We start from the raw sequence: 22,645 nt of genomic DNA, 5'->3' as shown, positions 1-22,645 counted from the left end.
GGTTGTTGAACCGCCGTGCAGAGCGTATAGCGGCGACTATGTCGAACCCCACCGCCGCCGCGCCGGCCGATCCGATCCCCGAATGCCCGCACTGCCAGAAGCCGATGCCGTTGTGCATCTGCGACAGCGTCACGCCCATCAAGAACCGGCTCTCGCTCCTGATCCTTCAGCATCCGCAGGAGCAGGACAGGGCGCTCGGCACTGCGCGGCTGCTTGCGAAGCATTTCGCCGGTGCCACGCTGCGGGTCGGCCTGTCCTGGCCGAGCCTGTCGAAAGCGCTGGGGCAACCCATCGAGAACGCCTCGCACTGGGCGGTGCTCTATCTCGGCTCGGCGCACGCCACCGATCTCGAGGCCGAGGGCGAAATCCTGGCTCTCAACCGCAAGAGCGAGGTCGCGGACAACCAGCGCGCGCGCCTCGGCAAGCTCGAAGGTGTGGTGCTGCTCGACGGCACCTGGAGCCAAGCCAAGGCCCTGTGGTGGCGCAACCCGTGGATGCTGAAATGCCAGCGCGTCATCCTGAACCCGACCACCCCATCGCGGTACGGGCGCCTGCGCAAGGAGCCTCGGAAGGACGGACTGTCGACCATCGAGGCTGCGGCGACGATCCTCTCCGCTCTGGAGAAGCGCCCGGACATCGCCGAGACGCTGAATGCCAGCTTTGAACGGATGTTAACCCGCTACCGCGAGGTCCAGACCGAGATGCCCGAATTGGCGCCAAAGCCGCCGGTGAAGGACCGCCGGCGCGGTGTACGGCGGGTCAAGCGAGCCTGACTCCGGTCCGGATCATCCGTACGGCCGATTGTCCCGCGAGAGGCGGGCGGATAGAGACCGTCGGCCAATAGGCCGCTATCTGCTATGCTCTCGCACGATCGGAACGCCGGAAACGAAGGGGCCGTCGCATTCAGCTTGCAGCCAAGGAGATCCTTGCCCAGGCGGCGCGGTTCGATCGTTGGGGCACGCTTGCCCTGATGGACGTTTCGCTGCGCTATCGGCGTACCGTGATCGGCCCGCTCTGGATCACACTGACGCTCGCGGCGACCATTGCCAGCGTCGGCACGGTCTATGCGGCACTGTTCAGACAGGACATCACGAGCTTTCTGCCGCACTTTGCCGTCGGCCTGATCGTCTGGACGCTGATCGCGACGACGCTCCAGGAAGGTTCCCACATCTTCGTGGCATCAGGCCATTTGATCAAGGCGGTGCCGGCGCCGCTGATCGTGCACGTGCTCCAGATGATGGCGCGCAACGTCCTCATCTTCGCGCATCATCTGGTGATCGTCGTCCTGCTCTATCTCCTGATGCCGTGGCCGCTGCATGGGAGCATGCTGCTCGCGGTACCGGGCTTCGCGATCCTGCTCACTGTGCTGCTGGGTGGCTCGGTCGCGCTCGGTATGCTCTGCGCGCGGTTTCGTGACATCGGCTCGGCGATCGTCAGCGGCCTGCAATTCGTCTTCTTCCTGACGCCGATCATCTGGACCGAAGACAGCGCGCGCGGCACCGCGTTTTATTGGCTGATCCGCGCCAATCCGTTCGCGACGCTGCTCGATCTGGTGCGCAGGCCGCTACTGTCGCAGTCGACCGATGCGGAGCAATGGCTCCTCGGGGTCATCTATGCGACCGTCGTGGCCGTCATCGGCCTCGGCTGCTACGCGAAATACCGCCATCGTGTGGCGTATTGGCTGTGAGGCACGAGATATGACCCCCGCAGCTCATATCGCGCTTCGCAACGTCTCGGTAAGGTTTCCGGTGCTGTCGTTCCGCGACCGCTCGCTGCGCAGCCGGTTCGTCAACGCGATGACACTGCGGCGGACCACGGCGACCCCGCACATCGTCTCCGCGTTGAATGACGTCAACCTCGACATCCGTGCCGGCGATCGCGTCGCCATCATCGGCGCCAATGGCGCCGGCAAGACCACGCTGCTGCGGGTGCTCGCCGGCATCTACCATCCGACGTCGGGCAGCGTGGACGTGCTGGGCCGCTGTCTGCCGCTGTTCGATCTCTCGGCCGGATTCGACGAGGAAGCGACCGGCTACGAGAACATCATGCGGCGTGGCCTCGTGATCGGCGCACGGCGCTCCGAGATCGACGCCAAGCGGGGGGAGATCGCCGCATTCACCGAACTGGGCGACCGGCTCGACCTGCCGCTGCGCACCTATTCCAGCGGCATGATGCTGCGCCTGATCTTTGCAGTCGCAACCGCCGTCGAGGGCGAGATCGTGCTGCTCGACGAATGGATCGGCGTCGGCGACCAGCAGTTCCGCAAGAAGGCGCGGCAGCGGCTCGACGAGATCGTTGTACGCGCCGGCATTCTGGTGCTCGCCTCGCACGACATCGAGTTGATCAAGAGCACCTGCAACCGCGCGATCCTGCTGGAGGAGGGGTGGATTGTGGCCGCCGGCGCGACCGATGAAATTCTCGGCCAATATCTCGGCGGCGCGAAGGCGTAGCTGGTCCGGTCGGGGTTGCCTAAACCTGTGATCCCCTATATTGCTCCGCCCTCGTTGGGGCCACGTGGCGGAGTGGTTACGCGCCGGTCTGCAAAACCGTTTACTCGGGTTCGAGTCCCGACGTGGCCTCCATCTCAACCTCCTGATATTTCAGCAATATTCGATCGTATCGCGGCTGCCATCGGCCCGCGCGGGCGATGCGTGCTGGCCGCGCACACCGGGTTTGCCCGGGGCCCGGCGGAAACCCGCCATTCAGCCCGCTGGCATAGTCTTCGCATCTGCGAAGTGATGCATCCCAACGATCGAGCGCTGGAGAGCACGTGAGCGAAACCGTCCGATTTGTCCCGAAATCCGAGCTGGAGCGGGCCCGCCTCATCCGCGAGGCCCGTGCGATCTATGACAGCATCTTTCCGCCGGCCGCACCCGACCAGGCGCCGCAGGACGGCGGAGAGCGGGTCAAGACCTGATCGCGATCACGCTGGATTTTCACCGCGTAGCTGCCATAGCAAAACGCCCGCGGAGCGCGGGCGCGTCGGCTCACGGTGAAATTGGCTTCAGCAGGCCGCGTACCAGCCGTCCGGGAAAGGCACCAAGGGCCAGGCGCCCTCATTGTCATTGGCGGCTTTGGGCTTCGCGGAGGCGTTGGGCTTCGCGTAATACGTCCACGAGCGCGGCACGAGATCCTCCCCCGGCACGAACGCCAGATCTTCATGGACCATGGCGTCCTGGACGGCATCCAGCAGCAAGTTGAATTCGGCTTCGCTCATCACACCCTCCGGACCGCGGATGGCGCAATATCGCAAAGCCGGTTTGTTTCCCGGTTGAGCCGATCGATCGCATTTTAACGATCCGCCAATCGGGTCCCGATTGGTTAGCGATTGATGAAATCGCGTTGGGAAACTTAGGTTCCTGCCGGGGTGCCCGCACTGTGAAGGATGTCACATCTTTCGCTGTTTATTTCTCCTACCCCTTTGCACACCGGCCAATACAGGCCGGTCGGGCAAAGCAGACGGGAGACTGGTCATGAAGGCGCGGTTCTTGCGATTTGCGGGCGTGAAAAGCCGGGCGCGCCGGGCCTCGACGGTCGGGCTGTTCCTGACGCTGTTTGCCTCCGCCGCCCATGCGCAGCAGGGAACACCCGAGCAGCGCCGGGCCTGTACCCCCGACGTCTACCGGCTCTGCGCCGGCGAAATCCCCAACGTCCGCGCCATCACGGCCTGCCTGCGCCGTAACAGGCCAAGCTTGAGTGAGGCTTGCCGCATCGTGTTCGATCAGGCCGGCGGCTGACATACCGGCCCTGTGGGTTTGTGCGCAGCAAGTGGCTCGCGCGGGCAGGCGAATCCGGCATAGTCGTCCTGTGGATACACCTGTGGGTATGCTGCGGACAGGCTGGGGACGGCGGGGGATGTGCTTCGGATGTCGGCCGCAGATGCGTCCTTTGATTGTCATATCTCTGTCAAATGACCTCACCGCATGATTCGCTGATCGTGCAGATCGCGGCGTCACGCAAGATCATGTGGTTTCCCCGAATTCGCAATTGCGCGCTACAGAGTCCCGCATTCACGAACACTTTTTGAGCAGCTGCCTGCCCAAATGGCGGGCTCCCTCCATCCAATTTTTTGTACGCCCGCGGACAAGCTTTCCGGTCCGCTCTCCTCCTAGGCTCGCTTCCGCGATCTGGAACATGGCCATTGCCATGACAATTCGAAGGAGCTGGAGATGGAGAGACCCGTATTGCCCCAGGCGCGGGGGAACGCACGTGCATCGCTGTCTTGGCACAAGGCCGCGCTCGGCGCCGCGGTCACTTTCGGCGCGCTGGCAGCCGCGCCCCTGAGCGCGCAGGCTGCGGCGCCTGCGGCCTGCGCCGCGCTCCAGGACAAATATCCGGACTGGAAGGGCAAGACCCTCGTCAACGCCATCAACCCGCACACGCCGGGCTATGAGACCATCGATCCGAAGGATCCGAGCAAGTATATCGGCTTCGACATCGATCTCGGCGAAGCCATCGGCGAATGCCTCGGCTTCAAGTTGACCTACAAGCCGGTGACGTTCGCGGCGCTCCTGACGACGCTGGCCGCGGGACAAGCCGACATCGTGATTTCCGACATCTACGCCACCAAGGAGCGCGCCAAGGCCGCCGACTTCATCACCTATTCGAAAGTGTTCGACGGCGTGCTGGTCGCCAAGGGCAATCCGAAGGGCATCAACGGCATCAACATGTCGATGTGCGGCGCCGCTGCCGCTGAAAACACCGGCTATGTCGAGGTGCCGCTGATCCAGACGCTGATGCCTGAGTGCAAGAAGGCCGGCAAGGCCGAGCCGACCGTCCAGCTCTACGACAACAACGCCAACTGCATCCAGGCGATCCTCGCCGGTCGTGCCGACACCTATGTCAACGACGTCAACACCGTCGACAGCGCGGTGAAGGCCTATCCGGACAAGCTGGAGAAGGCGACCGCGGTGACGATCCCGTATTCGGTCGGCATCGCCGTCCCGAAGGACAAGCCTAAATTCCGCGACGCCGTGCTCGCAGCCCTGATCGAGGTGCAGAAGGCCGGCACGCATATGGAGCTTCTGAAGAAGCATGGGCTCGACGTGAACAACTTCAAGGAGCCTGACATTCTGACGGCCGACTGATGTCGCTATTCCTCCATTACCTGAGCATGCCGTATCTGCTCGAGGGCATCGAGCTCACCCTCGAGGTGACTGCCCTCGGGCTCGGCGGCGGATTGATCCTTGGATTGATCCTCGCCGGCATGCAGCTCTCCCGCTTCTGGCTGCTGGCGGCGATCGCCAGGGCCTACACCGTGATCTTCCGCGGCACGCCGCTGATCCTGCAAATGGTGTTCGCCTACGACGCGTTGCCGCATATCGGGATCAAGCTGCCGGCGGTGCTGGCCGCCGGCCTTGCGCTGGCCTGCAACGAGGCGCCGTTCATCGCCGAGATGCTGCGCGCCGGCGTGCTCGGTGTCGACCGCGGGCAGGTGACGGCCGGCCAGGCGCTCGGCATGACGCCGCGGATCCTGATGTGGCGGGTGATCGCGCCCCAGGCGATCCGCACCATGATCCCGGCCTTCGGCAACGAGGCCGTGAGTGCGCTGAAGAATTCGTCGCTCGCCTCCGTGGTCGCGGTCCAGGAGCTGACCCTGCGCTCGACCCAGCTTGCGTCCTCGACCTTCGACTTCTTCTCGATCTTCTTCGCCTCGGGCCTGCTATACCTGGTGCTGACCTTTGCCATCAGCATCATCCAGCTTTTCGTCGAATGGTTGCTCGATCTCGATCGTACCAAGGGCCGCCAGCGCAGGCTCGCCGATTACCTGCCCTGGCGTCGCGTCGACCTCGCCACCAAGCTCGAACTTGCCGCAGCGATCGTCGACGTCCAAGTGCCTGCACAGGCTGAGCTCACCGACACGCCACCGCTGGCCTTGACCCGCGAGGAACGCACCCGGCGCGCGGCGACGATTTCACGCAACAACATCGCGGTCGAGACCAAGGACCTCACCAAGAGCTACGGCGGGCAAAAGGTGCTTGCCGGCCTCGATCTCACCGTACGCGTCGGCGAGGTCGTCGCGCTGCTCGGGCCCAGCGGCTCCGGCAAGAGCACGCTGCTCCGCTGCATCAATCATCTCGAAAGCTGGGACGGAGGCACGGTGCGTGTCGGCGGCCGCCGCCTCGGTTTTGGCGACGACGGCAAGCTGCTGCCGCCCCGCGCGATCGCCAATGAGCGGGCAAGCGTGGGCGTCGGCATGGTGTTCCAGCAGTTCAATTTGTTTGCCCATCTCTCGGCCAAGGAGAACATCGCCGGGCCCTTGCGCTGGGTGCACGGCATGACCCGCATTGATGCCGATCGCCGCGCCGCCGAGCTGCTCGAGCGGGTCGGGCTGTCGCACCGCGCCGACGCGCTGCCGCGGCATCTCTCCGGCGGCCAGCAGCAGCGCGTCGCGATCGCCCGAGCGCTCGCCCCGAACCCCAGCGTGCTGCTCCTGGACGAGCCGACCTCGGCGCTCGATCCCGAGCTCGTCAGCGAGGTGCTGGAGGTGATCCGGCGGCTCGCCGTCGATGACGGCCTCACCATGATCATCTCGACGCACCAGATCCGCTTCGCCGACGAGGTCGCCGACCGCGTCGCGTTCCTGAGCGGCGGCACGATCATCGAGGAGGGGCCCGCGCACGAGGTGCTCTCCAACCCCCGCAATCCGCTGACCGCGCGTTTCCTCAGCGTGATGGAAGCCGACAAAACTCCGGAGGTGGTGCGATGAGAGCCGCACCCACACCGTTCAAGACCGCGTTTCCAGAAGAGGCCACCTCATGAAGCATGTCACGCTGCCGGTTTCGCCGAAGACCGTCCACTGGGGCTATTTCTCCAAGAAGGTCGCGCCGGCCCTGACCCTGCGCTCGGGGGATCGCGCCACCATCGAGACGCTGACCCATCACGCCAATGATGACTACGAGCGCATGATCCAGGGTGATCCCGGCGCCGAGAGCGTGTTCCAATGGACGCGCGAGCACAAGGCCGTCGGGCGGCGCGGTTCGGGCCCGACCGAAGGCCCGTTCATCCGCGGAGCAGGCGAGGGGATCGGCGTGCATCTCCTCACCGGTCCGGTCGCGATCGAAGGCGCCGAACCCGGCGACATCCTCGAAGTGCGCATCCTCGATATCCGGCCGCGGCCGAGCTGCAGCGCCTGTCATGCCGGGCGCTGCTTCGGCTCCAACATCGCCGCCAATTGGGGCTTTCACTATCACGATCTGATCGAGGAGCCGAAGCCGCGCGAGGTCGTCACCATCTTCGAGCTCGACACGTCAGGCGAGCCCTGCGCCAAAGCGGTCTACAACTACGTCTGGACGCCCCAGACCGACCCCGACGGCATCGTGCATCCGACCATCGATTATCCCGGCGTGCGCGTCGATCACGCCACCATCAAGAAGCGCGAGAACATCCTCACAAGCGTCAGGGTGCCGGCACGGCTGCATTTTGGCACCATGGGGCTCGCGCCGTCGGAGGCCGATTTCGTCAGCTCGATCCCGCCGAGCTATACCGGCGGCAACATCGACGACTGGCGCATCGGCAAGGGGGCGCGGATGTTCTATCCGGTCGCGATCCCCGGCGCCTATTTCTCGGTCGGCGATCCCCACGCCGCGCAAGGCGACAGCGAGCTTGGCGGCACCGCGATCGAAACCTCGCTGACCGGCGATTTCGAGTTCGTCCTGCACAAGAAGGCCGATCTCGCCGGCACCAGCCTCGAAGGTCTCGATCATCCGATGCTGGAGACCGATCAGGCGTGGTCGTTCTACGGCTTCACCTATCCGAACTACCTCGCCGCGCTCGGCGCCGACGCACAGACCGAGATTGCCAACCACTCGAGTCTCGACCGTGCGATGCGCGATGCGTTCCGCAAGCTCAGGAGGTTCCTGATGACCGTGCACGGTTTGAGCGAGGACGAGGCGATTTCGCTGCTATCGGTCGGCGCCGATTTCGGCGTCACCCAGGTGGTCGATGCCAATTGGGGAGTTCACGGCACGATCCGCAAAAACATCTTTCGGTGCGACTGATGGGCCGTAGCCCGGATGGAGCGCAACGCAATCCGGGTTTGTCACGCCGGACTCAAAAGGCCCCCGGATTACGCTTCGCTCCATCCAGGCTACACATCGTGCTCGACGTTGACATCGCGCTCCAACACTTTGAAGAACAGCTCATTTCCAGGATGAGGACGTGACAAAAGACCGTCATTTGCGGCCCCTCGCTGCGACGGATGACCACGTTCGTCTGGCACAGAGGTTGCTTCGATCCACTGCAATCTGGGTCGATCCGATGAGCTTCCGTCCTTTCACGAGCGAGTCCTACGCTCAAGACGACCGCCCCGAAGCCTGGCGGGACGTCCTCGCCGCGGTCGGCCTGCAGCCGGCGGCAGGCCATTGCTTCCTGGATGGGCACGCAACGGCGTCACATCGCCACGCCGCAGGCGTTGCGCTGACGCGCATGGCGGCCGGCGCCCAGACCATCGGTCCGCGTCCGCAGGCCAACGAAGACCTGCCGATTGCGCTGATGCCGGTCGAGGACGGCATGGTGCTCAAGAGCGCCGCCGGCCATCGCATCGTTCCGGTGGGCCATCTCGTGCTGCTGCCGCGGAGCGGGGACTGGAGCATCGTATTCCAGCGCGACATGCGCGCCGTCGTGCTGTCGGTGACCTCGGAGGCGCTGCACGGCCGCCTCTCGGGCAGGCCGCGGCTCGGCGAACCCAGGGTCGTTCCGCCCAGCGGCTTTGCCGATGTCTTCGCGCGCTTGATGGACGCGACCGCGCGCACGCTCGACACGCTGAGCGATGCCGAATGGAATGCGGTCACGCAGTCGCTCGTCGATCTGCTGCTGACACTCGCCCATCAATTGGCGGCTTCGACGTCCGACGCCGGATCGAGCGCGACGCAGTCGGCACTCCTGCACCGGATCTGCCAGACCATCGAACGCCGCCTCGACGATCCCGGACTGGTGCCGGCGCGCGTCGCGCAGGCCGAAGGGATTTCCGAGCGCTATCTGCAAAAGCTGTTCGAGACGGTCGGCGACAACTTTACTCATTACGTTCGCGAGCGGCGGCTGCAGCGCGCCTGGGCCGATCTGTCCAATCCGTCCGAGGCGCATCGCTCAATCTCGGAGATCGCCTACGCCTATGGGTTTGGCGATTCCGCGCATTTCAGCCGCGCCTTCCGCCATCGCTTCGGGCTGCCGCCGCGCGAGTTTCGCCAGCAGGAAGCGGAGCGGGCGACGACCCAGCAGGGGATAGCCGGTCAGCGCGGCTGGCCGCAGGATGCGCTGGCGCAGCTTCGCGTGCACCCGGCGAGCGCCGAGGCGCGCGGCAATCTCGCCCGAACCGACATCGACGAGCCGAGAACGGCCGAACGCAAGCATCATCATCTTCCGATCGAAGCCCACCGTGTTCATTGGGGATATTTCAGTCGCGCGTTACAGCCGCAGCTCGAGATCAATTCGGGTGATACGATCACGATCGAAACGCTAACGCAGCATGCCTCCGATGATCCTGAGCTGATGATCGCGGGCGATACCGCCGCCGAAAGTGTATTCGGTTGGACCAAGGCGAGGAAGAACGTGGATCGCCGCGGCGCGGGTCCGATGGATGCCAGCATATTCGGGCGCGGCGCCGGCGAAGGCTTTGGCGTGCACATCTGCACGGGGCCCGTGTCGGTGAAGGACGCCCAGCCCGGCGACGTGCTGGAAGTCCGGATCCTCGACATCGTACCGCGCACAAGTCGTCATCCGAAACATTCAGGGCGCGTGTTCGGCTCCTCGGTCGCGGCCTGGTGGGGCTATCATTACGACGAATTTCTTTCAGGACCGAAGCCGCGCGAGGTCGTGACGATCTACGAAATCCTGGACGATACCGATGCGCCGCATGCCCGCGCGCTGTATTCCTACCGCTGGGAGCCGCAGACCGACCCGTTTGGCGTGGTGCACGCCACCTACGACTATCCCGGCGTTCCGGTCTTGCCCGGCACCGTGAAGCGCCGCCACGCCGTGCTCGACGGCATCCGCATTCCCTTGCGCCCGCATTTCGGCGTGATCGCGGTGGCGCCGCGCGAGGTCGATTTCATCGACTCCGTGCCGCCGTCCTATTTCGGCGGCAATCTCGACAATTGGCGCTTGGGGAAGGGGGCGACCGTCTATCTTCCGGTCTCCGTTCCCGGCGCATTGTTATCGGTCGGCGATCCCCATGCCACGCAAGGCGACGGCGAATTGAGCGGCACCGCGATTGAATGCTCGATGACCGGAACCTTCGAGGTGATCCTGCACAAGAAGGCCGACCTCTCCGGCCAACCCTTCGCCGATCTCTCTTATCCCCTGATCGAAACCGAATCTGATTGGGTCCTGACCGGATTCAGCCATCCCAACTACCTCGCCGAGTTCGGCGCTCAGGGCCAGAGCGAGGTTTACGCAAAGTCCTCGCTCGATCTCGCCATGAAAGATGCGTTTCGCAAGATGCGACGCTTCCTGATGAACGTGAAGGGGTTGAGCGAGGACGAGGCGATCGCGCTGATGTCGGCCGCCGTCGACTTCGGCGTCACGCAGGTGGTCGACGGCAATTGGGGCGTGCACGCGATCATCAGCAAGCGCCTGTTTCTGGACGCGCCTTAAACCGAAGGATACTCCAGTGAAATTCCACATGATCAGCGGCGGACCCAAGCCGGTCGCGCCCTTCAGCCACGCGGTGGAGACCGACGGTTTTGTCTTTGTCACCGGCCAGATGCCGGACACGCCGCAAATCCCGGGCGTGCTGCCGGAGGGCATCGTGGCGCAGACGAGGGCGGTGATGGAGAATTTGAAGGTGGTGTTGGCGGGCCTCGATCTCGGTTTCGAGCACGTCGTGATGACACGCATCTATCTCACGCGTTTCAAGGAAGACTACACCGCGATGAACGAGACTTATCGCGCGTTCTTTCCGCCCGACCGCCTGCCGGCCCGCACCTGCGTCGGTGTCACCGGGCTTGCCTACGACGCGCTGATCGAGATCGACCTGGTCTGCCGCCGGCCGTGAGGAGATGATCCGTAGCCCGGATGGAGCGAAGCGCAATCCGGGATTCGTTTAACGGATACAGGGTCCCGGATTACGCTTCGCTCCATCCGGGCTACAAGCCCTTGCGTTGCCCGACGGGCAAAACACCCAAACGACGGGTCAATCCGCTCGCGCGAAAAGATTCTACTTTACCGAAATTCGACTTTGGCGTATTCAGTCGCCACCTCATCCCTGTCAGCGGGGCGTATCGCGATCGTCACGAACGCGGGGTGAGCTGCGGTGGACGCTAGTCACATCGGCGCGAAGGGCTTTGCAGGGCGGGCAACCGTGAGCGAAGGCGTCGCGCACACGACCGGTGCTATTAGCGTACGGCAAAACCGTGTCGTCCTGACGCCCGGGGTCTGTGCGTCAAGTCTTGTGGTGATGTCGCTGCCCGACCGGGCACGCAGCATCAGCCATCCGCAAGGCGACGGGGGCAATAGTGCATCGCTCCCCGGGGAGAGCTCGGCATAAGCCGTCAAACCACTGCGCAGGGAAGGCCGTGTGTTGGGCTTCACCTGTATGCCGCTGTGCAGCCTCTTGTAGCGCAACCTTCGCACAGTGGACCGTGGGTGCCAGCCGGCACCCGGTCTTCCCTGCGCCCTCTGACGAGGAGGGTGTACGAAACAAAGCAAAGCTCGGGCGAGCCAAGCCGCGAGGGCGCGAAGCTGTGTCTGCGACAAGAATCATATTCGCGCGGTGCCGGGCGCCCGCCCCGGAGACAACAAACCCCGCGATCTATGAATGCCGGTTCATTGCTGCGGAGAATTCGAATCGATAAGAATTGGCTCGCTGCGCGTCTCGCGTCGTGCAGAGAGCCGGAGGCGGATCGATCGCGTCTTGCACCTTTCGATTGCGCCTCCGACGAATCCTTCGAGGCAACGCCATTGGTTGCCGCGGCGCCTGCGCCGATCGACGTCAGGCACCGAAAGCCCGTTTCGATCGGGGGAATTTCATATGAAGTATTTTCTGTCTGCACTGATCGCGGTCGGTCTATCGATTGCCGCCGCGCCTTCGTACGCGGCTGACGCCCGCAACGTCACTGTCGTCAACGAGACCGGCTATGCCATCAAATTCCTGGGCTTCAACGCTCCGGACGATGGCATGGACGAATGGGACAACGAGCTGGACAAGGTTTTGCAGAACCAGGCGAGCACCTATGTCGAGTTCGACGATGACGACGAAGGATGCGTCTGGAACGTCCGCGTCGACTGGCAGAACTATGACGAGACCGTGCTCTGGAAGAACGTCAACCTCTGCAAGTTCACGGCACTCCGGCTGCGCTACGATTCCGGCACCAAGACCACTTCGTTCGTCGCCGAGTAACTTGACCTGAGGCCAGGCGGAGGAGGGGCCGCGTGCCCTTCCTCGCCGCAATGTGCCACATAGCGAATTCGTCCTTTGCAAGCGCAAGCGGCTTTGTTATACGCAGCCGCGCGCGAACGACAGGTTCGCCCTTTTCCTCGGTAGCTCAGCGGTAGAGCATCCGACTGTTAATCGGATGGTCGCTGGTTCGAATCCAGCCCGGGGAGCCAAATTCCGCTTCATTTTCAGCAACTTGGGCCCAGACTCTGATCTGGCGTGCGATCTCGTTGCGGCAGATCCTCAATTAGATGTGTACCGTCGCGAGCCGGCATCCTCCCTGGTGACGCCAAAACGACTCAATTGAAATCGAGCTTCCAGAGGCCGGTCCTTTACGGAGCTGATTCCCATGCGAGACATCCAGGTCGACCGTTTCCCGCTGGCCCCCTCCATTCTGCCGGCGGACATCCCCGAACTCAGCGACGACGAATGCCTCGCCTGTCTGGCGCGGGCGGTCGAGACCCACGATTCGGCACGGCTGGACGAAGTCGCCGCATTGATCGGCCGCCTCGCGGTCACGATCGAATAGGCGGCTCACCCTCGACGTTGCGAGTTGCGGAAGGGCCCGGTTTGCGGGCCAAAGCCATGTTGCGTTTTCGCAGGGCCTGTTCCAAAGATGCCGCCAACTTTCGTCCGCGGCATCGTCCGCCTTGCAGGGTCCGCAAATGTCCGTTTTCTCGACGGCGCGCCTAAAAATGGTCGATGGCCAGGTGCGCACCAGTGACGTCACCGACCGTCGTGTTCTCGACGCCATGCTCACGGTTCCGCGCGAGGCTTTCGTGCCCGCCAGCCGGCAGGCATTGGCGTATCTCGACCTCGATCTCGACGTCAGCGAGGGAGGCGCCAAGCGGTTCCTGATCAAGCCGCAGCTGACCGGCAAGCTGCTCCAGGCCGCCGAGATCGGCGAGGATGACGACGTGCTGGTCGTCGGCTGCGCCACGGGCTATCTCGCTGCGCTGACCGCCAAGCTCGCGCGCAAAGTCATCGCGACGGAATGCGATTCGGGCCTGGCGGCAAAGGCCAACGACGCCTTCGCCGCCCTCGGGTTGGCCAACGTGGCCTGCAAGGCCGCGGCCTGCACCGAGGGTGATGCCGCCGCAGGTCCCTATGATGTGATCGTCCTCAACGGCGCCACCGAGGTAACCCCGGCAGGGCTGCTCGGGCAGCTCAAGGAGGGGGGGCGCCTGGTGGGGGTCTCGGCCGAATCCAGGCCGCCGCGAGCCATGATCGTGACCCATACCCACGGCGAATTCGGCCATCGGGCGCTGTTCGATGCCGCAGCCCCGGTCCTTCCGGGGCTGGAACGGGCCGCCGCCTTCGTCTTCTGACGGCTTTGGCCCGTTAAAATCCCGTTCTGAATCAGAAGTGTGGCCGGGATGCTGCACGTGAAGAGTTTCCACCGAGAACACCCCTCAGGTAGTTCCGTCGCGCTTGACCGCGTCCTATGTTGCGGCGGGGCAACGACTCCACTCGTAGACGGTAACCCAGCTCGCGGGCACGAGCCGGGCGTTAGAATGAACGGAATTTTTGGATGCATGGGGTGAAGCTCTTCACCGGAGCAGCGGTTTCGGTCCTGCTGCTGGCGCTTGCCGCGCCGACGCCTGCCTTGGCGGATACGATCGAGGCTGCGCTGGTGCGCGCTTATCAGAACAATCCGCAGCTCAACGCGCAGCGCGCCCAGGTGCGCTCGACTGACGAGAACGTGCCGCAAGCTCTGTCGGGCTATCGCCCCAAGGTCGGGATCAACCTCAGCACCGGCTATCAATATCAGGATATTCAGCAGACGCAGAAGGCTGTGCCGATCCATAGCGACCCGCCCCTTCAGCCCAATAGCGCCAGCCTGACCATCAACCAGACGCTCTATAACGGCAATCAGACCGCCAACAGGACGCGCGTGGCGGAAAGCCAGGTCTCGGGATCCCGCGAGGCGTTGCGTGTGCTCGAGCAGACGGTCCTGCTGCAGGCTGCGACCAGCTACATGGATTATCTTCGTGACTCCGCCACACTCGAAGTTCAGCGCAGCAATGTGCGCGTCCTCGAACAGACGCTCAAGCAAACGCGCGATCGGTTCAATGTCGGCGAGGTGACGCGCACGGACGTGGCGCAATCCGAAGCGCAGCTCGCGGCAGGCAGGACCCAGGCCCTGACGGCCGAATCGAATCTCACGACGACGCGTGCCAATTTCCGCCGGATCATCGGCAACGAGCCGACGAACCTTGCGCCGGGCTCGCCGGTCGATCGTTTCCTGCCCGGGACGCTCGCCTCCGCCGTCGGTCTCAGCCTGGTGGAGAACCCCAACGTCACGGCATCGATGTTCGGCATCGACGTCAATTATCTCCAGGTCAAGATCAACGAAGGCGCGCTGCTGCCGACCCTCACGGTTCAGGCTGGCATCACCCAGTCGTACCAGCAGACCCTGACGGTCTTCCGAACGACGACCGCTTCCGCCATCGCGACCGCCTCGGTGCCGATCTATCAGGGCGGCGCTGAATATGCGCTGATCCGCCAATCGAAAGAGAACTTGGCGCAGCAGCGCCTGAATCTTGAAACCACACGCGATCAGACCCGCGCCAACGTCGTGCAGGCCTGGGGCCAGTTGGAAGCCGGCAAGGCGCAGGTGCAGTCTGCGCAGGCGCAGGTTACGGCCTCCGAGATCGCGCTGAACGGTGTGCGCGAGGAAGCCAAGGCCGGCCAGCGCACCACGCTGGACGTGCTCAACGCGCAGCAGGCGCTGGTCAACGCGCGCGTGGCGCTCGTCACTGCCCAGCATGACCGCGTGGTGGCGTCCTATTCGGTGCTCAACGCGGTCGGTCGTCTCGCGCCGCAAGTCCTCGGCCTCAACACCACTGTCTACGATCCCAGCGTGCACTACCATCAGGTCCGCGACAGCTGGGCCGGCGTACGCACGCCAGACGGACGCTAGAGTCCCGTAATCATCCGGTCGGCCTCGCAAATAGCCGAAGCCGACCGGTGCTTTGCTTGCAATCAGCAAAATCCCTGACATAGCCTTGCCAAGAAGATGCGGGTCGATTCGCTCTGCATCCGATGCCGTGTGCGTAAAGCATGAGTGCCGAGGGCAGGGGCGCACCGCTGCACGTTGAGCTGTCATCTGGGGACAAGTCGGGCTGCCGTGACGAAAATGTCGGGCCACCCATCCGGAACCGGCCAATCCTGTCGTGCTTGGTGTAAAACAACGCATGCGAGGGCGTTGATGATGTGGAGTCGGAGATGACGCAGCCTGCAAAGGTCACAGAACCCTCGATGGAGGAGATTCTGGCCTCGATCCGGCGCATCATTGCCGACGATGAGGCCAAGCCGCCGCCGGCGGATGCCGCTAAGCCCGAGAAAGCTGCCGCCCCCGCCGCGTCACCGAAGCCGCAGGCGATCAACGATATTCCGCCATCCAAGGTCGCGCCGCCCAAACCGGCCGCCGAAAAGCCGGCACCGGCTCCGGCCGCAAAGCCGGCAGCGCCGCCGGCCGCCGCACCCGAGGTGGATGCATCCAACAATCAGGACGATATCGACGCGCTGCTGGCGGGGCTCGACGCAGCCACGCCCGCGCCGGAAATCCGTGCTCCCGAGCCGGAGCCCGAACCTGAGCCCGACGTGCTGGAATTGACCGACGATATGGCGCTGGCGATGGAGCCGACGCCGCCTCCGCCGCCGCCGAGCTTCCGCAAGGTCGAGCCGCGCGACGATCTCGAATTCGCCGAATCGCCGGCGCCGCGTCCGACGCCGGCATCCTATGCGCCCGTGGACTTCGATGCGCCGCCGCTGCCGCCCCAACAGCCGATGCTGGCGCAATCGACGGTCTCCGCGGTCGAATCCGCCTTCAATTCCCTGGCCCACACGGTGCTCAGCAGCAATGCGCGAACTCTGGAGGATCTGGTCAAGGAGATGCTGCGTCCGATGCTGAAATCCTGGCTGGACGACAATTTGCCGGGCCTGGTCGAACGCATCGTGAAGGCCGAAATCGAGCGGGTATCGCGCGGCGGCAGGTAGATCGGGCCGCAGAGCCCTCATAAAGCCCTGCTTGTGGGTCATATTCTGTTTCCCGACCGGACCGGAAAGCCCTGTTGCCGCCTGGCTTTCCGTTGACTTGTCCGTTGACTTGGACCCCGTGCGCGGCTTTCTAACAGCGCCATGATCGAGAAAAATTACCAGCCCGCCGATATCGAAGCCCGCATGTCCGTCGTGTGGGAGGACAGCCTTGCCTTCAAGGCCGGCCGCCCAGACCGCCGCGACGCTGTGCCCTTTACCATCGTGATCCCGCCGCCGAACGTGACGGGCTCGCTGCACATGGGCCACGCCCTCAACAACACGCTCCAGGACATCCTGTGCCGGTTCGAGCGCATGCGCGGTCGCGACGTGCTGTGGCAGCCCGGCACCGACCATGCCGGCATCGCCACCCAGATGGTGGTGGAGCGGCAGCTGATGGAGCGCCAGCAGCCCAGCCGTCGCGAGATGGGCCGCGAGAAGTTTCTGGAGCGGGTCTGGCAGTGGAAGGCCGAGAGCGGCGACACCATCATCAACCAACTCAAGCGGCTCGGCGCCTCCTGCGACTGGTCGCGCGAACGCTTCACCATGGACGAGGGCCTGTCCAAGGCCGTGGTCAAGGTGTTCGTCGAGCTGCACCGCGACGGCCTGATCTACAAGGACAAGCGGCTGGTGAACTGGGACACCAAGCTGCTCACCGCGATCTCCGATCTCGAAGTGCAGCAGACCGAGGTCAAGGGTAGCCTCTGGTACCTGCGCTATCCGATCGAGGGCAAGATCTTCAGCCCCGAGGATCCCTCGAGCTTCATCGTCGTTGCCACCACGCGCCCGGAGACCATGCTCGGCGATACCGGGGTGGCCGTGCATCCCGACGACGAGCGCTATCAGAAGCTGGTCGGCAAGAACGTGATCCTGCCGCTGGTCGGCCGCAAGATCCAGATCGTCGCCGACGATTATTCCGATCCGGAGAAGGGCTCGGGCGCGGTCAAGGTGACGCCGGCGCACGACTTCAACGATTTCGAGGTCGGCAATCGCCACGGCCTCGCCCGAATCAGCGTCATCGACAAGGAAGGTTGCCTCGATCTCCTCGACAACGAGGATTATCTGCGCGACCTGCCGGAAGGTGCCTCGCAGTTCGCCGAGGAGTTCAACAAGCTCGATCGCTTTGCAGCGCGCAAGCGCATCGTCGAGCGACTGGAATCGTTCGGTTTCGTCGAGCGGATCGAACCTCACACCCACATGGTGCCGCATGGCGACCGCTCCGGCACGGTGATCGAGCCCTATCTGACCGACCAATGGTATGTCGACGCCAAGACGCTGGCGAAGCCCGCGATGGCCGCCGTGCGTTCGGGCGAAACCACCTTCGTGCCAAAGAACTGGGAAAAAACCTATTTCGAGTGGATGGAGAACATCCAGCCCTGGTGCATCTCGCGCCAACTCTGGTGGGGCCACCAGATCCCGGCCTGGTACGGTCCTGATGGCAAGGTGTTCGTCGCCGAGACCGAGGAGGAGGCCGTCAGCCACGCCCTCGGCTATTACGTCGAGCAGGAAGTCATCACGGTCGAGCAGGGCCGCGAGATGGCGCTCGACCGCAACAAGCGTGACGGCTTCATCACGCGCGACGAGGACGTGCTCGACACCTGGTTCTCCTCGGCGCTGTGGCCATTCTCGATCCTCGGCTGGCCCGCAGACGCGCCGGAAGTGCAGCGCTACTACCCGACCAACGCACTGGTGACGGGCTTCGACATCATCTTCTTCTGGGTCGCCCGCATGATGATGATGGGGCTGCACTTCATGAAGGAGGTGCCGTTCTCGACGATCTACATCCACGCCCTCGTCCGCGACGAGAAGGGCGCCAAGATGTCGAAGTCGAAGGGCAACGTCATCGATCCGCTCAGCCTGATCGACCAATATGGTGCGGACGCGCTGCGCTTCACGCTGGCCGCGATGGCCGCGCAGGGGCGCGACATCAAGCTCGCCACCAGCCGTGTCGAGGGCTATCGCAATTTCGCGACCAAGCTCTGGAATGCGTCGCGCTTTGCGGAGATGAACCATTGCGCCGTGCCCGAAGGCTTCGAGCCGGCGAAGGTCAAAGAGACGCTGAACCGCTGGATCGCACATGAGAGTGCGCACACCACGCGCGAGGTGACCGAGGCGATCGAGGCCTATCGCTTCAATGACGCCGCCGGCAGCATCTACCGCTTCGTGTGGAACGTCTATTGCGACTGGTATCTCGAGCTCGCAAAACCCGTGCTACTCGGCCCCGACAGCCCTGCCAAGGCCGAGACCCGCGCCATGGTGGCATGGGCGCGCGACGAGATCCTGAAACTGCTGCACCCCTTCATGCCCTTCATCACCGAGGAGCTGTGGGAGGTGACGGCCAAGCGCGACGGTCTGCTCGCGCTGGCACCGTGGCCGCTGAAGCCGGCCGGGCCGACGCCGGAGCAGCTTGCGATGCTCGCGGCGACGACGGGGCCGACCGACGCGCTCGTCTCGCCGGTTTGGGTGCTGCCGATCTTCGACCATGCCGACTTCACCGATCCCGCGGCCGAGGCCGAGATCGGCTGGGTCATTGACCTTGTCACGCAGATCCGTTCGGTGCGCGCCGAGATGAACATCCCGCCGGCGACCCTCACGGCGCTGGTGCTCGCAGGCGCCTCGGCCGAGACGAAGGAGCGCGCGCCGCGCTGGAGCGACGTCATCAAGCGCATGGCGCGGCTGTCGGACATCTCCTTCGCCGACCGTGCGCCCGACGGCGCGGTCCAGCTCCTGGTGCGCGGCGAGGTGGCCGCGCTGCCGCTGAAGGGCGTGATTGACGTCGTCGCCGAGCGCACGCGTCTGGACAAGGAGATCGGGAAGGCCGACGCCGACATCAAGCGTGCCGAGTCCAAACTGGCCAACGAGAAATTCGTGGCCAACGCGGCCGAGGAGGTCGTCGAGGAGGAGCGCGAGAAGCGCGAGGCCGCGCTCGCCCGCAAGGCCAAGCTGCTCGAGGCGCTGGAGCGGCTCAAGCAGGCGTCGTAAGCTTATTTCGGAAACGGCTTGCTGAGGAATTTCGAGCCCCTGACACCATAGCGCCAGGGCAGCTCGACCGCCTTGGTGATGCCGATCCGGATGCCGGCCGCCACCTCGACGTCCTCCGTCCGCGCATGCAGCGCGATCGGCGGACGGTCGAGCGGCAAGGCATTGTGCGCGATGGTGATGCCGAGCGCTTCGGTCAGCTTGCCCGGGCCCGAGCACAACGTGTGCAAATCCTGGAGATGGCGGCGCCGCCGCATCGCGGCGATTCCGTGGGTCGGCTCCAGCGCGCGGATCAGCACGGCGCTGGCCGAGCCTTCTTCCTCGCAGACGAAGTTCACACACCAGTGGATGCCGTAGGAGCGGTAGACATAGGCAAAGCCGGGCGGGCCGAACATCACCTGGTTCCGCGGCGTCGGGCCATTGTAGGAGTGCGCCGCCGGCTCGGTATGATGATAGGCCTCGACCTCGACGATGATCCCGCCAACGCCGTTGACCAGCATGGTCGCACCGATCAGATCGGGCGCGACCTCGTGGACGCTGCGCGCGAAAAAGGTACGCTTCAGGGCTTTGCCGAGCCGAGGAGTAGAGGTCTTCGAGACTGGAGCCATTCGAGGTGAGAATCGCCAGAGAACAGAGCAGGATATTGCCCATATCTGCCATGTTCCCTGAAGCGGTGCGAGCCGGGTTGCGATGCCCGGCCAGACCGACTAGGTAGGACTTGGTCAGACCGGACACCCCATGGTCGTTATCGTCGATACCATCTCGAACCCGCTGCGCCCACGTCACCCCGAAAAGGTGAACCGGCCCGATTCCGCTTCGCCGCCGAAGCCGGACTGGATCCGCGTACGCGCGCCCAACACCCGCGGCTATGCCGACACGCGCAACATCGTGCGCGCCAACGGCCTGCATACGGTGTGCGAGGAGGCGGGCTGCCCGAATATCGGCGAGTGCTGGGACAAGAAGCACGCGACCTTCATGATCATGGGCGACACCTGCACCCGCGCCTGTGCCTTCTGCAACGTCAAGACGGGCATGCCGAATGCACTTGACGCGGCCGAGCCGCAGAACGTCGGCGAGGCTGTGGCCAAGCTCGGCCTTGCCCATGTCGTCATCACCTCCGTGGACCGCGACGATCTCACTGACGGCGGCGCCGAGCATTTCGCCCAGACCATCCGCGCGATTCGCGCCGCGTGCCCCTCGACCACGATCGAGATCCTGACGCCCGACTTCCTGCGCAAGGAGGGGGCGCTGGAGGTCGTCGTCGCGGCGAAGCCCGACGTGTTCAACCACAATCTCGAGACCGTGCCGTCGTGCTATCTCACGGTGCGGCCGGGCGCGCGCTATTTCCATTCGATCCGGCTGTTGCAGCGGGTCAAGGAGCTCGATCCCACCATCTTCACCAAGTCCGGCATCATGGTCGGCCTCGGCGAGGAGCGCCACGAGGTGCAGCAGGTGATGGACGATCTGCGTTCCGCTGACGTCGATTTCCTGACCATCGGGCAATATCTCCAGCCGACCCGCAAGCATCACGCCGTGATGCGCTACGTGCCGCCGGACGAGTTTTCGTCCTACGAGAAGGTCGCCTACACCAAGGGTTTCCTGATGGTGTCTGCGAGCCCGCTCACCCGTTCGTCGCATCATGCCGGCGAGGATTTTGCGAAACTGAAGGCCGCGCGGGCAGCAAGCGCCCGCTGAATCGCCATGCCCAATTTTTCGAGCAAGCGTCGTGTCGATCACAGCGCGTCCGAGATGTTTGATCTGGTCGCTGATGTCGAGCGCTACCCGGAATTCGTGCCGCTGTGCAGTGCGCTGAAGGTCCGTCAGCGCATGGCGAAACCCGACGGCACCGAGGTGCTGGTCGCGGACATGACGGTGTCGTTCAAGCTGGTCAGGGAATCCTTCACCAGCCGCGTGACGCTCGACCGCGCCAATTTGAAGATCCTGGTCGAATATCTGCAAGGTCCCTTCAGCAATCTGGAAAACCGTTGGACGTTCGAGCCCAAAGGCGAGAGCGTTTGCGATGTCGGCTTCTTCCTTGCCTACGAGTTCAAGAGCCGCATGCTGGCGCTCCTGATGGGCTCGATGTTCGACGCCGCGTTCGCGCGATTTTCCATCGCCTTCGAGAAGCGGGCGGATGCGATCTACGGACGGCGGAAGCTGGTGTCGTCGTAGTGGTTGCGGACGGGCACGCTCTCTCCTCCTTCATTGCGAAGAGCCCTTGCGACGAAGCAATCCAGAATCCCTCTGCGGAGAGACTCTGGATTGCTTCGCTGCGCTCGCAATGACGATGGGGAAGGCAGGCGTGCCAAAATTTCAATCCACCGCCTTCACGACATCCGGCGGCTGCGAGGCATAATACGCAGCGGCCTGCTCGATCTCCAGCGGCGTCATCGCACGGGCAATGTTGCGCATCTCTCGCCGTTGGTCTGGCATTACAGGGCCCACTCTCCAACATCGCCGCCGGCGTCATGCTGCTGCTGTTTCGACCCTTCCACATCGGCAATGACGTCGAGGTCACCTGCATGGCGGGAAAGGTCAAGTCTCTACGGGCTGGTGTGGGGCGCAGCCATCGTCAATCACAGCGCGATCAAGCAGTGCGTGCTCGATCACGTGAGTGCTTAACTCGCGGCTGCGTGAGGGATCTCACCCCCGCGGTCAGCGCGGCGGCCTGCGCTTCACCGCGTGCCGGCGCGGTGATCGTGTCACGCGCGGGCGCAGGCGGGTTACTGCGGCGGCACGTTTCGGCTTGGCCGTAACTTGCGGGCCGCGGGCGAGATCCATCAGCATGCGCAGCGCCTCGACCACGGAGCGCTGACGCACGGCGGTGCGGCCGATGGCGCCAAAGCGATGCTCGCGATGGACGATGCGTCCGTCGCGCGCGGCGGCGGCGAAATGCACGAGGCCAACCGGCTTGCCGGGCGTGGCGCCGCCGGGGCCGGCAATGCCGGTGATAGCGACTGCAAGATCGACGCCGGCACGCTCCAGCGCGCCGACCGCCATGGCTGTTGCCGTCTCCCTGCTGACGGCGCCGAAATTGGTGAGCGTGCTTACCTCGACGCCGAGCATCGCGCGCTTGGCGTCGTTGGAATAGGTGACGAAGCCGCGATCGATGACGTCGGAAGAGCCGGGGATGTCGGTCAGCGCACCGGCAACCAGGCCGCCGGTGCAGGATTCCGCGGTCGCGATCGTCAGCTTGCGCATCCGGCACAAATCGAGCAGCGAGCGGGAGAGGGCGCGTGCGTCGCTGCCGGCCAT

General features: G+C 64.3%; 21 protein-coding genes, 2 tRNA genes and 2 pseudogenes. 21 read left to right on the top strand and 4 right to left on the bottom strand.

What is annotated here, in order from left to right:
• Positions 1–38 precede the first annotated feature (38 nt).
• The 5 genes from RX329_RS23295 (at position 39) to RX329_RS23275 (ending at position 2,917) form a co-directional block, all read left to right on the top strand.
• Positions 39–773: a tRNA-uridine aminocarboxypropyltransferase gene (locus tag RX329_RS23295; RefSeq protein ID WP_018457801.1), complete on the top strand. Its 735-nt coding sequence runs from the start codon at positions 39–41 to the stop codon at positions 771–773.
• A 197-nt stretch (positions 774–970) separates the two neighbouring features.
• Positions 971–1,687 carry an ABC transporter permease gene (locus RX329_RS23290; RefSeq protein ID WP_085385242.1) on the top strand — a complete coding sequence of 239 codons (717 nt, stop codon included), beginning with the start codon at positions 971–973 and terminating at the stop codon, positions 1,685–1,687.
• 10 nt (positions 1,688–1,697) lie between these two features.
• Complete coding sequence (locus RX329_RS23285) at positions 1,698–2,450, top strand: ABC transporter ATP-binding protein (protein ID WP_018457803.1); 753 nt, start codon at positions 1,698–1,700, stop codon at positions 2,448–2,450.
• Positions 2,451–2,508: 58 nt separating this feature from the next.
• Positions 2,509–2,582, top strand: a tRNA-Cys gene (locus RX329_RS23280).
• A gap of 188 nt (positions 2,583–2,770) precedes the next feature.
• A complete protein-coding gene (locus RX329_RS23275; protein WP_018457804.1) occupies positions 2,771–2,917 on the top strand; it encodes a hypothetical protein in 147 nt (48 codons plus the stop codon).
• 87 nt (positions 2,918–3,004) lie between these two features.
• Here the strand turns inward: RX329_RS23275 and RX329_RS23270 are convergent, their stop codons facing one another.
• Entirely contained in the window at positions 3,005–3,217 is a 213-nt protein-coding gene (locus tag RX329_RS23270) for a hypothetical protein (RefSeq protein WP_018457805.1), read from the bottom strand.
• A 256-nt stretch (positions 3,218–3,473) separates the two neighbouring features.
• Between RX329_RS23270 and RX329_RS23265 the strand changes: the two genes are divergently transcribed.
• From RX329_RS23265 to RX329_RS23205, 13 genes are all read left to right on the top strand, one after another.
• Positions 3,474–3,737, top strand: coding sequence for a hypothetical protein (locus RX329_RS23265; RefSeq protein WP_018457806.1), 264 nt, complete (start codon positions 3,474–3,476; stop codon positions 3,735–3,737).
• 432 nt (positions 3,738–4,169) lie between these two features.
• Positions 4,170–5,087 carry an ABC transporter substrate-binding protein gene (locus tag RX329_RS23260; RefSeq protein WP_026233444.1) on the top strand — a complete coding sequence of 306 codons (918 nt, stop codon included), beginning with the start codon at positions 4,170–4,172 and terminating at the stop codon, positions 5,085–5,087.
• On the top strand, positions 5,087–6,709 hold the full coding sequence (locus tag RX329_RS23255) for an amino acid ABC transporter permease/ATP-binding protein (protein WP_018457808.1): 1,623 nt from the start codon (positions 5,087–5,089) through the stop codon (positions 6,707–6,709). The genes RX329_RS23260 and RX329_RS23255 overlap by 1 nt, the downstream gene beginning before the upstream one ends.
• Positions 6,710–6,758: 49 nt before the next feature.
• The gene (locus RX329_RS23250) at positions 6,759–8,000 is read left to right on the top strand and encodes an acetamidase/formamidase family protein (protein WP_018457809.1); all 1,242 of its coding nucleotides are present in this window, start codon (positions 6,759–6,761) and stop codon (positions 7,998–8,000) included.
• Between the two features lie 259 nt (positions 8,001–8,259).
• Positions 8,260–10,593 carry an acetamidase/formamidase family protein gene (locus RX329_RS23245; RefSeq protein ID WP_018457810.1) on the top strand — a complete coding sequence of 778 codons (2,334 nt, stop codon included), beginning with the start codon at positions 8,260–8,262 and terminating at the stop codon, positions 10,591–10,593.
• A gap of 16 nt (positions 10,594–10,609) precedes the next feature.
• Complete coding sequence (locus RX329_RS23240) at positions 10,610–10,993, top strand: RidA family protein (protein WP_026233445.1); 384 nt, start codon at positions 10,610–10,612, stop codon at positions 10,991–10,993.
• A gap of 975 nt (positions 10,994–11,968) precedes the next feature.
• Positions 11,969–12,337: a hypothetical protein gene (locus RX329_RS23235; RefSeq protein ID WP_085349822.1), complete on the top strand. Its 369-nt coding sequence runs from the start codon at positions 11,969–11,971 to the stop codon at positions 12,335–12,337.
• A gap of 134 nt (positions 12,338–12,471) precedes the next feature.
• A tRNA-Asn gene (locus tag RX329_RS23230) sits at positions 12,472–12,546 on the top strand.
• 176 nt (positions 12,547–12,722) lie between these two features.
• Positions 12,723–12,902 carry a hypothetical protein gene (locus tag RX329_RS23225; protein WP_026233446.1) on the top strand — a complete coding sequence of 60 codons (180 nt, stop codon included), beginning with the start codon at positions 12,723–12,725 and terminating at the stop codon, positions 12,900–12,902.
• 136 nt (positions 12,903–13,038) lie between these two features.
• A complete protein-coding gene (locus tag RX329_RS23220) occupies positions 13,039–13,701 on the top strand; it encodes a protein-L-isoaspartate O-methyltransferase family protein (protein WP_018457814.1) in 663 nt (220 codons plus the stop codon).
• A gap of 203 nt (positions 13,702–13,904) precedes the next feature.
• Positions 13,905–15,296, top strand: a complete 1,392-nt coding sequence (locus RX329_RS23215) for a TolC family outer membrane protein (RefSeq protein WP_018457815.1) — start codon at positions 13,905–13,907, stop codon at positions 15,294–15,296.
• Between the two features lie 305 nt (positions 15,297–15,601).
• The gene (locus RX329_RS23210) at positions 15,602–16,375 is read left to right on the top strand and encodes a PopZ family protein (RefSeq protein WP_085385239.1); all 774 of its coding nucleotides are present in this window, start codon (positions 15,602–15,604) and stop codon (positions 16,373–16,375) included.
• Between the two features lie 141 nt (positions 16,376–16,516).
• Complete coding sequence (locus RX329_RS23205) at positions 16,517–19,393, top strand: valine--tRNA ligase (protein WP_317244327.1); 2,877 nt, start codon at positions 16,517–16,519, stop codon at positions 19,391–19,393.
• Positions 19,394–19,395: 2 nt separating this feature from the next.
• Here RX329_RS23205 and RX329_RS23200 read toward each other — a convergent pair whose 3' ends face one another.
• Entirely contained in the window at positions 19,396–19,998 is a 603-nt protein-coding gene (locus RX329_RS23200) for a DNA-3-methyladenine glycosylase (protein WP_085349818.1), read from the bottom strand.
• Between the two features lie 130 nt (positions 19,999–20,128).
• Between RX329_RS23200 and lipA the strand changes: the two genes are divergently transcribed.
• Positions 20,129–21,085 carry a lipoyl synthase gene (gene lipA, locus RX329_RS23195; RefSeq protein WP_007591147.1) on the top strand — a complete coding sequence of 319 codons (957 nt, stop codon included), beginning with the start codon at positions 20,129–20,131 and terminating at the stop codon, positions 21,083–21,085.
• 6 nt (positions 21,086–21,091) lie between these two features.
• On the top strand, positions 21,092–21,562 hold the full coding sequence (locus tag RX329_RS23190; RefSeq protein WP_018457820.1) for a type II toxin-antitoxin system RatA family toxin: 471 nt from the start codon (positions 21,092–21,094) through the stop codon (positions 21,560–21,562).
• 141 nt (positions 21,563–21,703) lie between these two features.
• On the opposite strand, the pseudogene RX329_RS23185 reads toward RX329_RS23190, so the two are convergent.
• Positions 21,704–21,817, bottom strand: a pseudogene (locus tag RX329_RS23185) (cytochrome c4); the annotation flags it as partial.
• Between RX329_RS23185 and RX329_RS42000 the strand changes: the two are divergent.
• Positions 21,799–21,892: pseudogene (locus tag RX329_RS42000) on the top strand (small-conductance mechanosensitive channel); the annotation flags it as partial. The pseudogenes RX329_RS23185 and RX329_RS42000 overlap by 19 nt on opposite strands.
• Positions 21,893–22,045: 153 nt before the next feature.
• On the opposite strand, the gene RX329_RS23175 reads toward RX329_RS42000, so the two are convergent.
• The gene (locus RX329_RS23175) at positions 22,046–22,645 is read right to left on the bottom strand and encodes a CinA family protein (RefSeq protein WP_018457822.1); all 600 of its coding nucleotides are present in this window, start codon (positions 22,643–22,645) and stop codon (positions 22,046–22,048) included.

Origin of the sequence: Bradyrhizobium sp. BWC-3-1, from assembly GCF_032917965.1 — a bacterium.
Lineage (GTDB): Bacteria > Pseudomonadota > Alphaproteobacteria > Rhizobiales > Xanthobacteraceae > Bradyrhizobium > Bradyrhizobium canariense_D.
The sequence above is the reverse complement of the archived record's forward strand: the minus strand, read 5'-3'. Positions and strand labels throughout refer to the sequence as shown.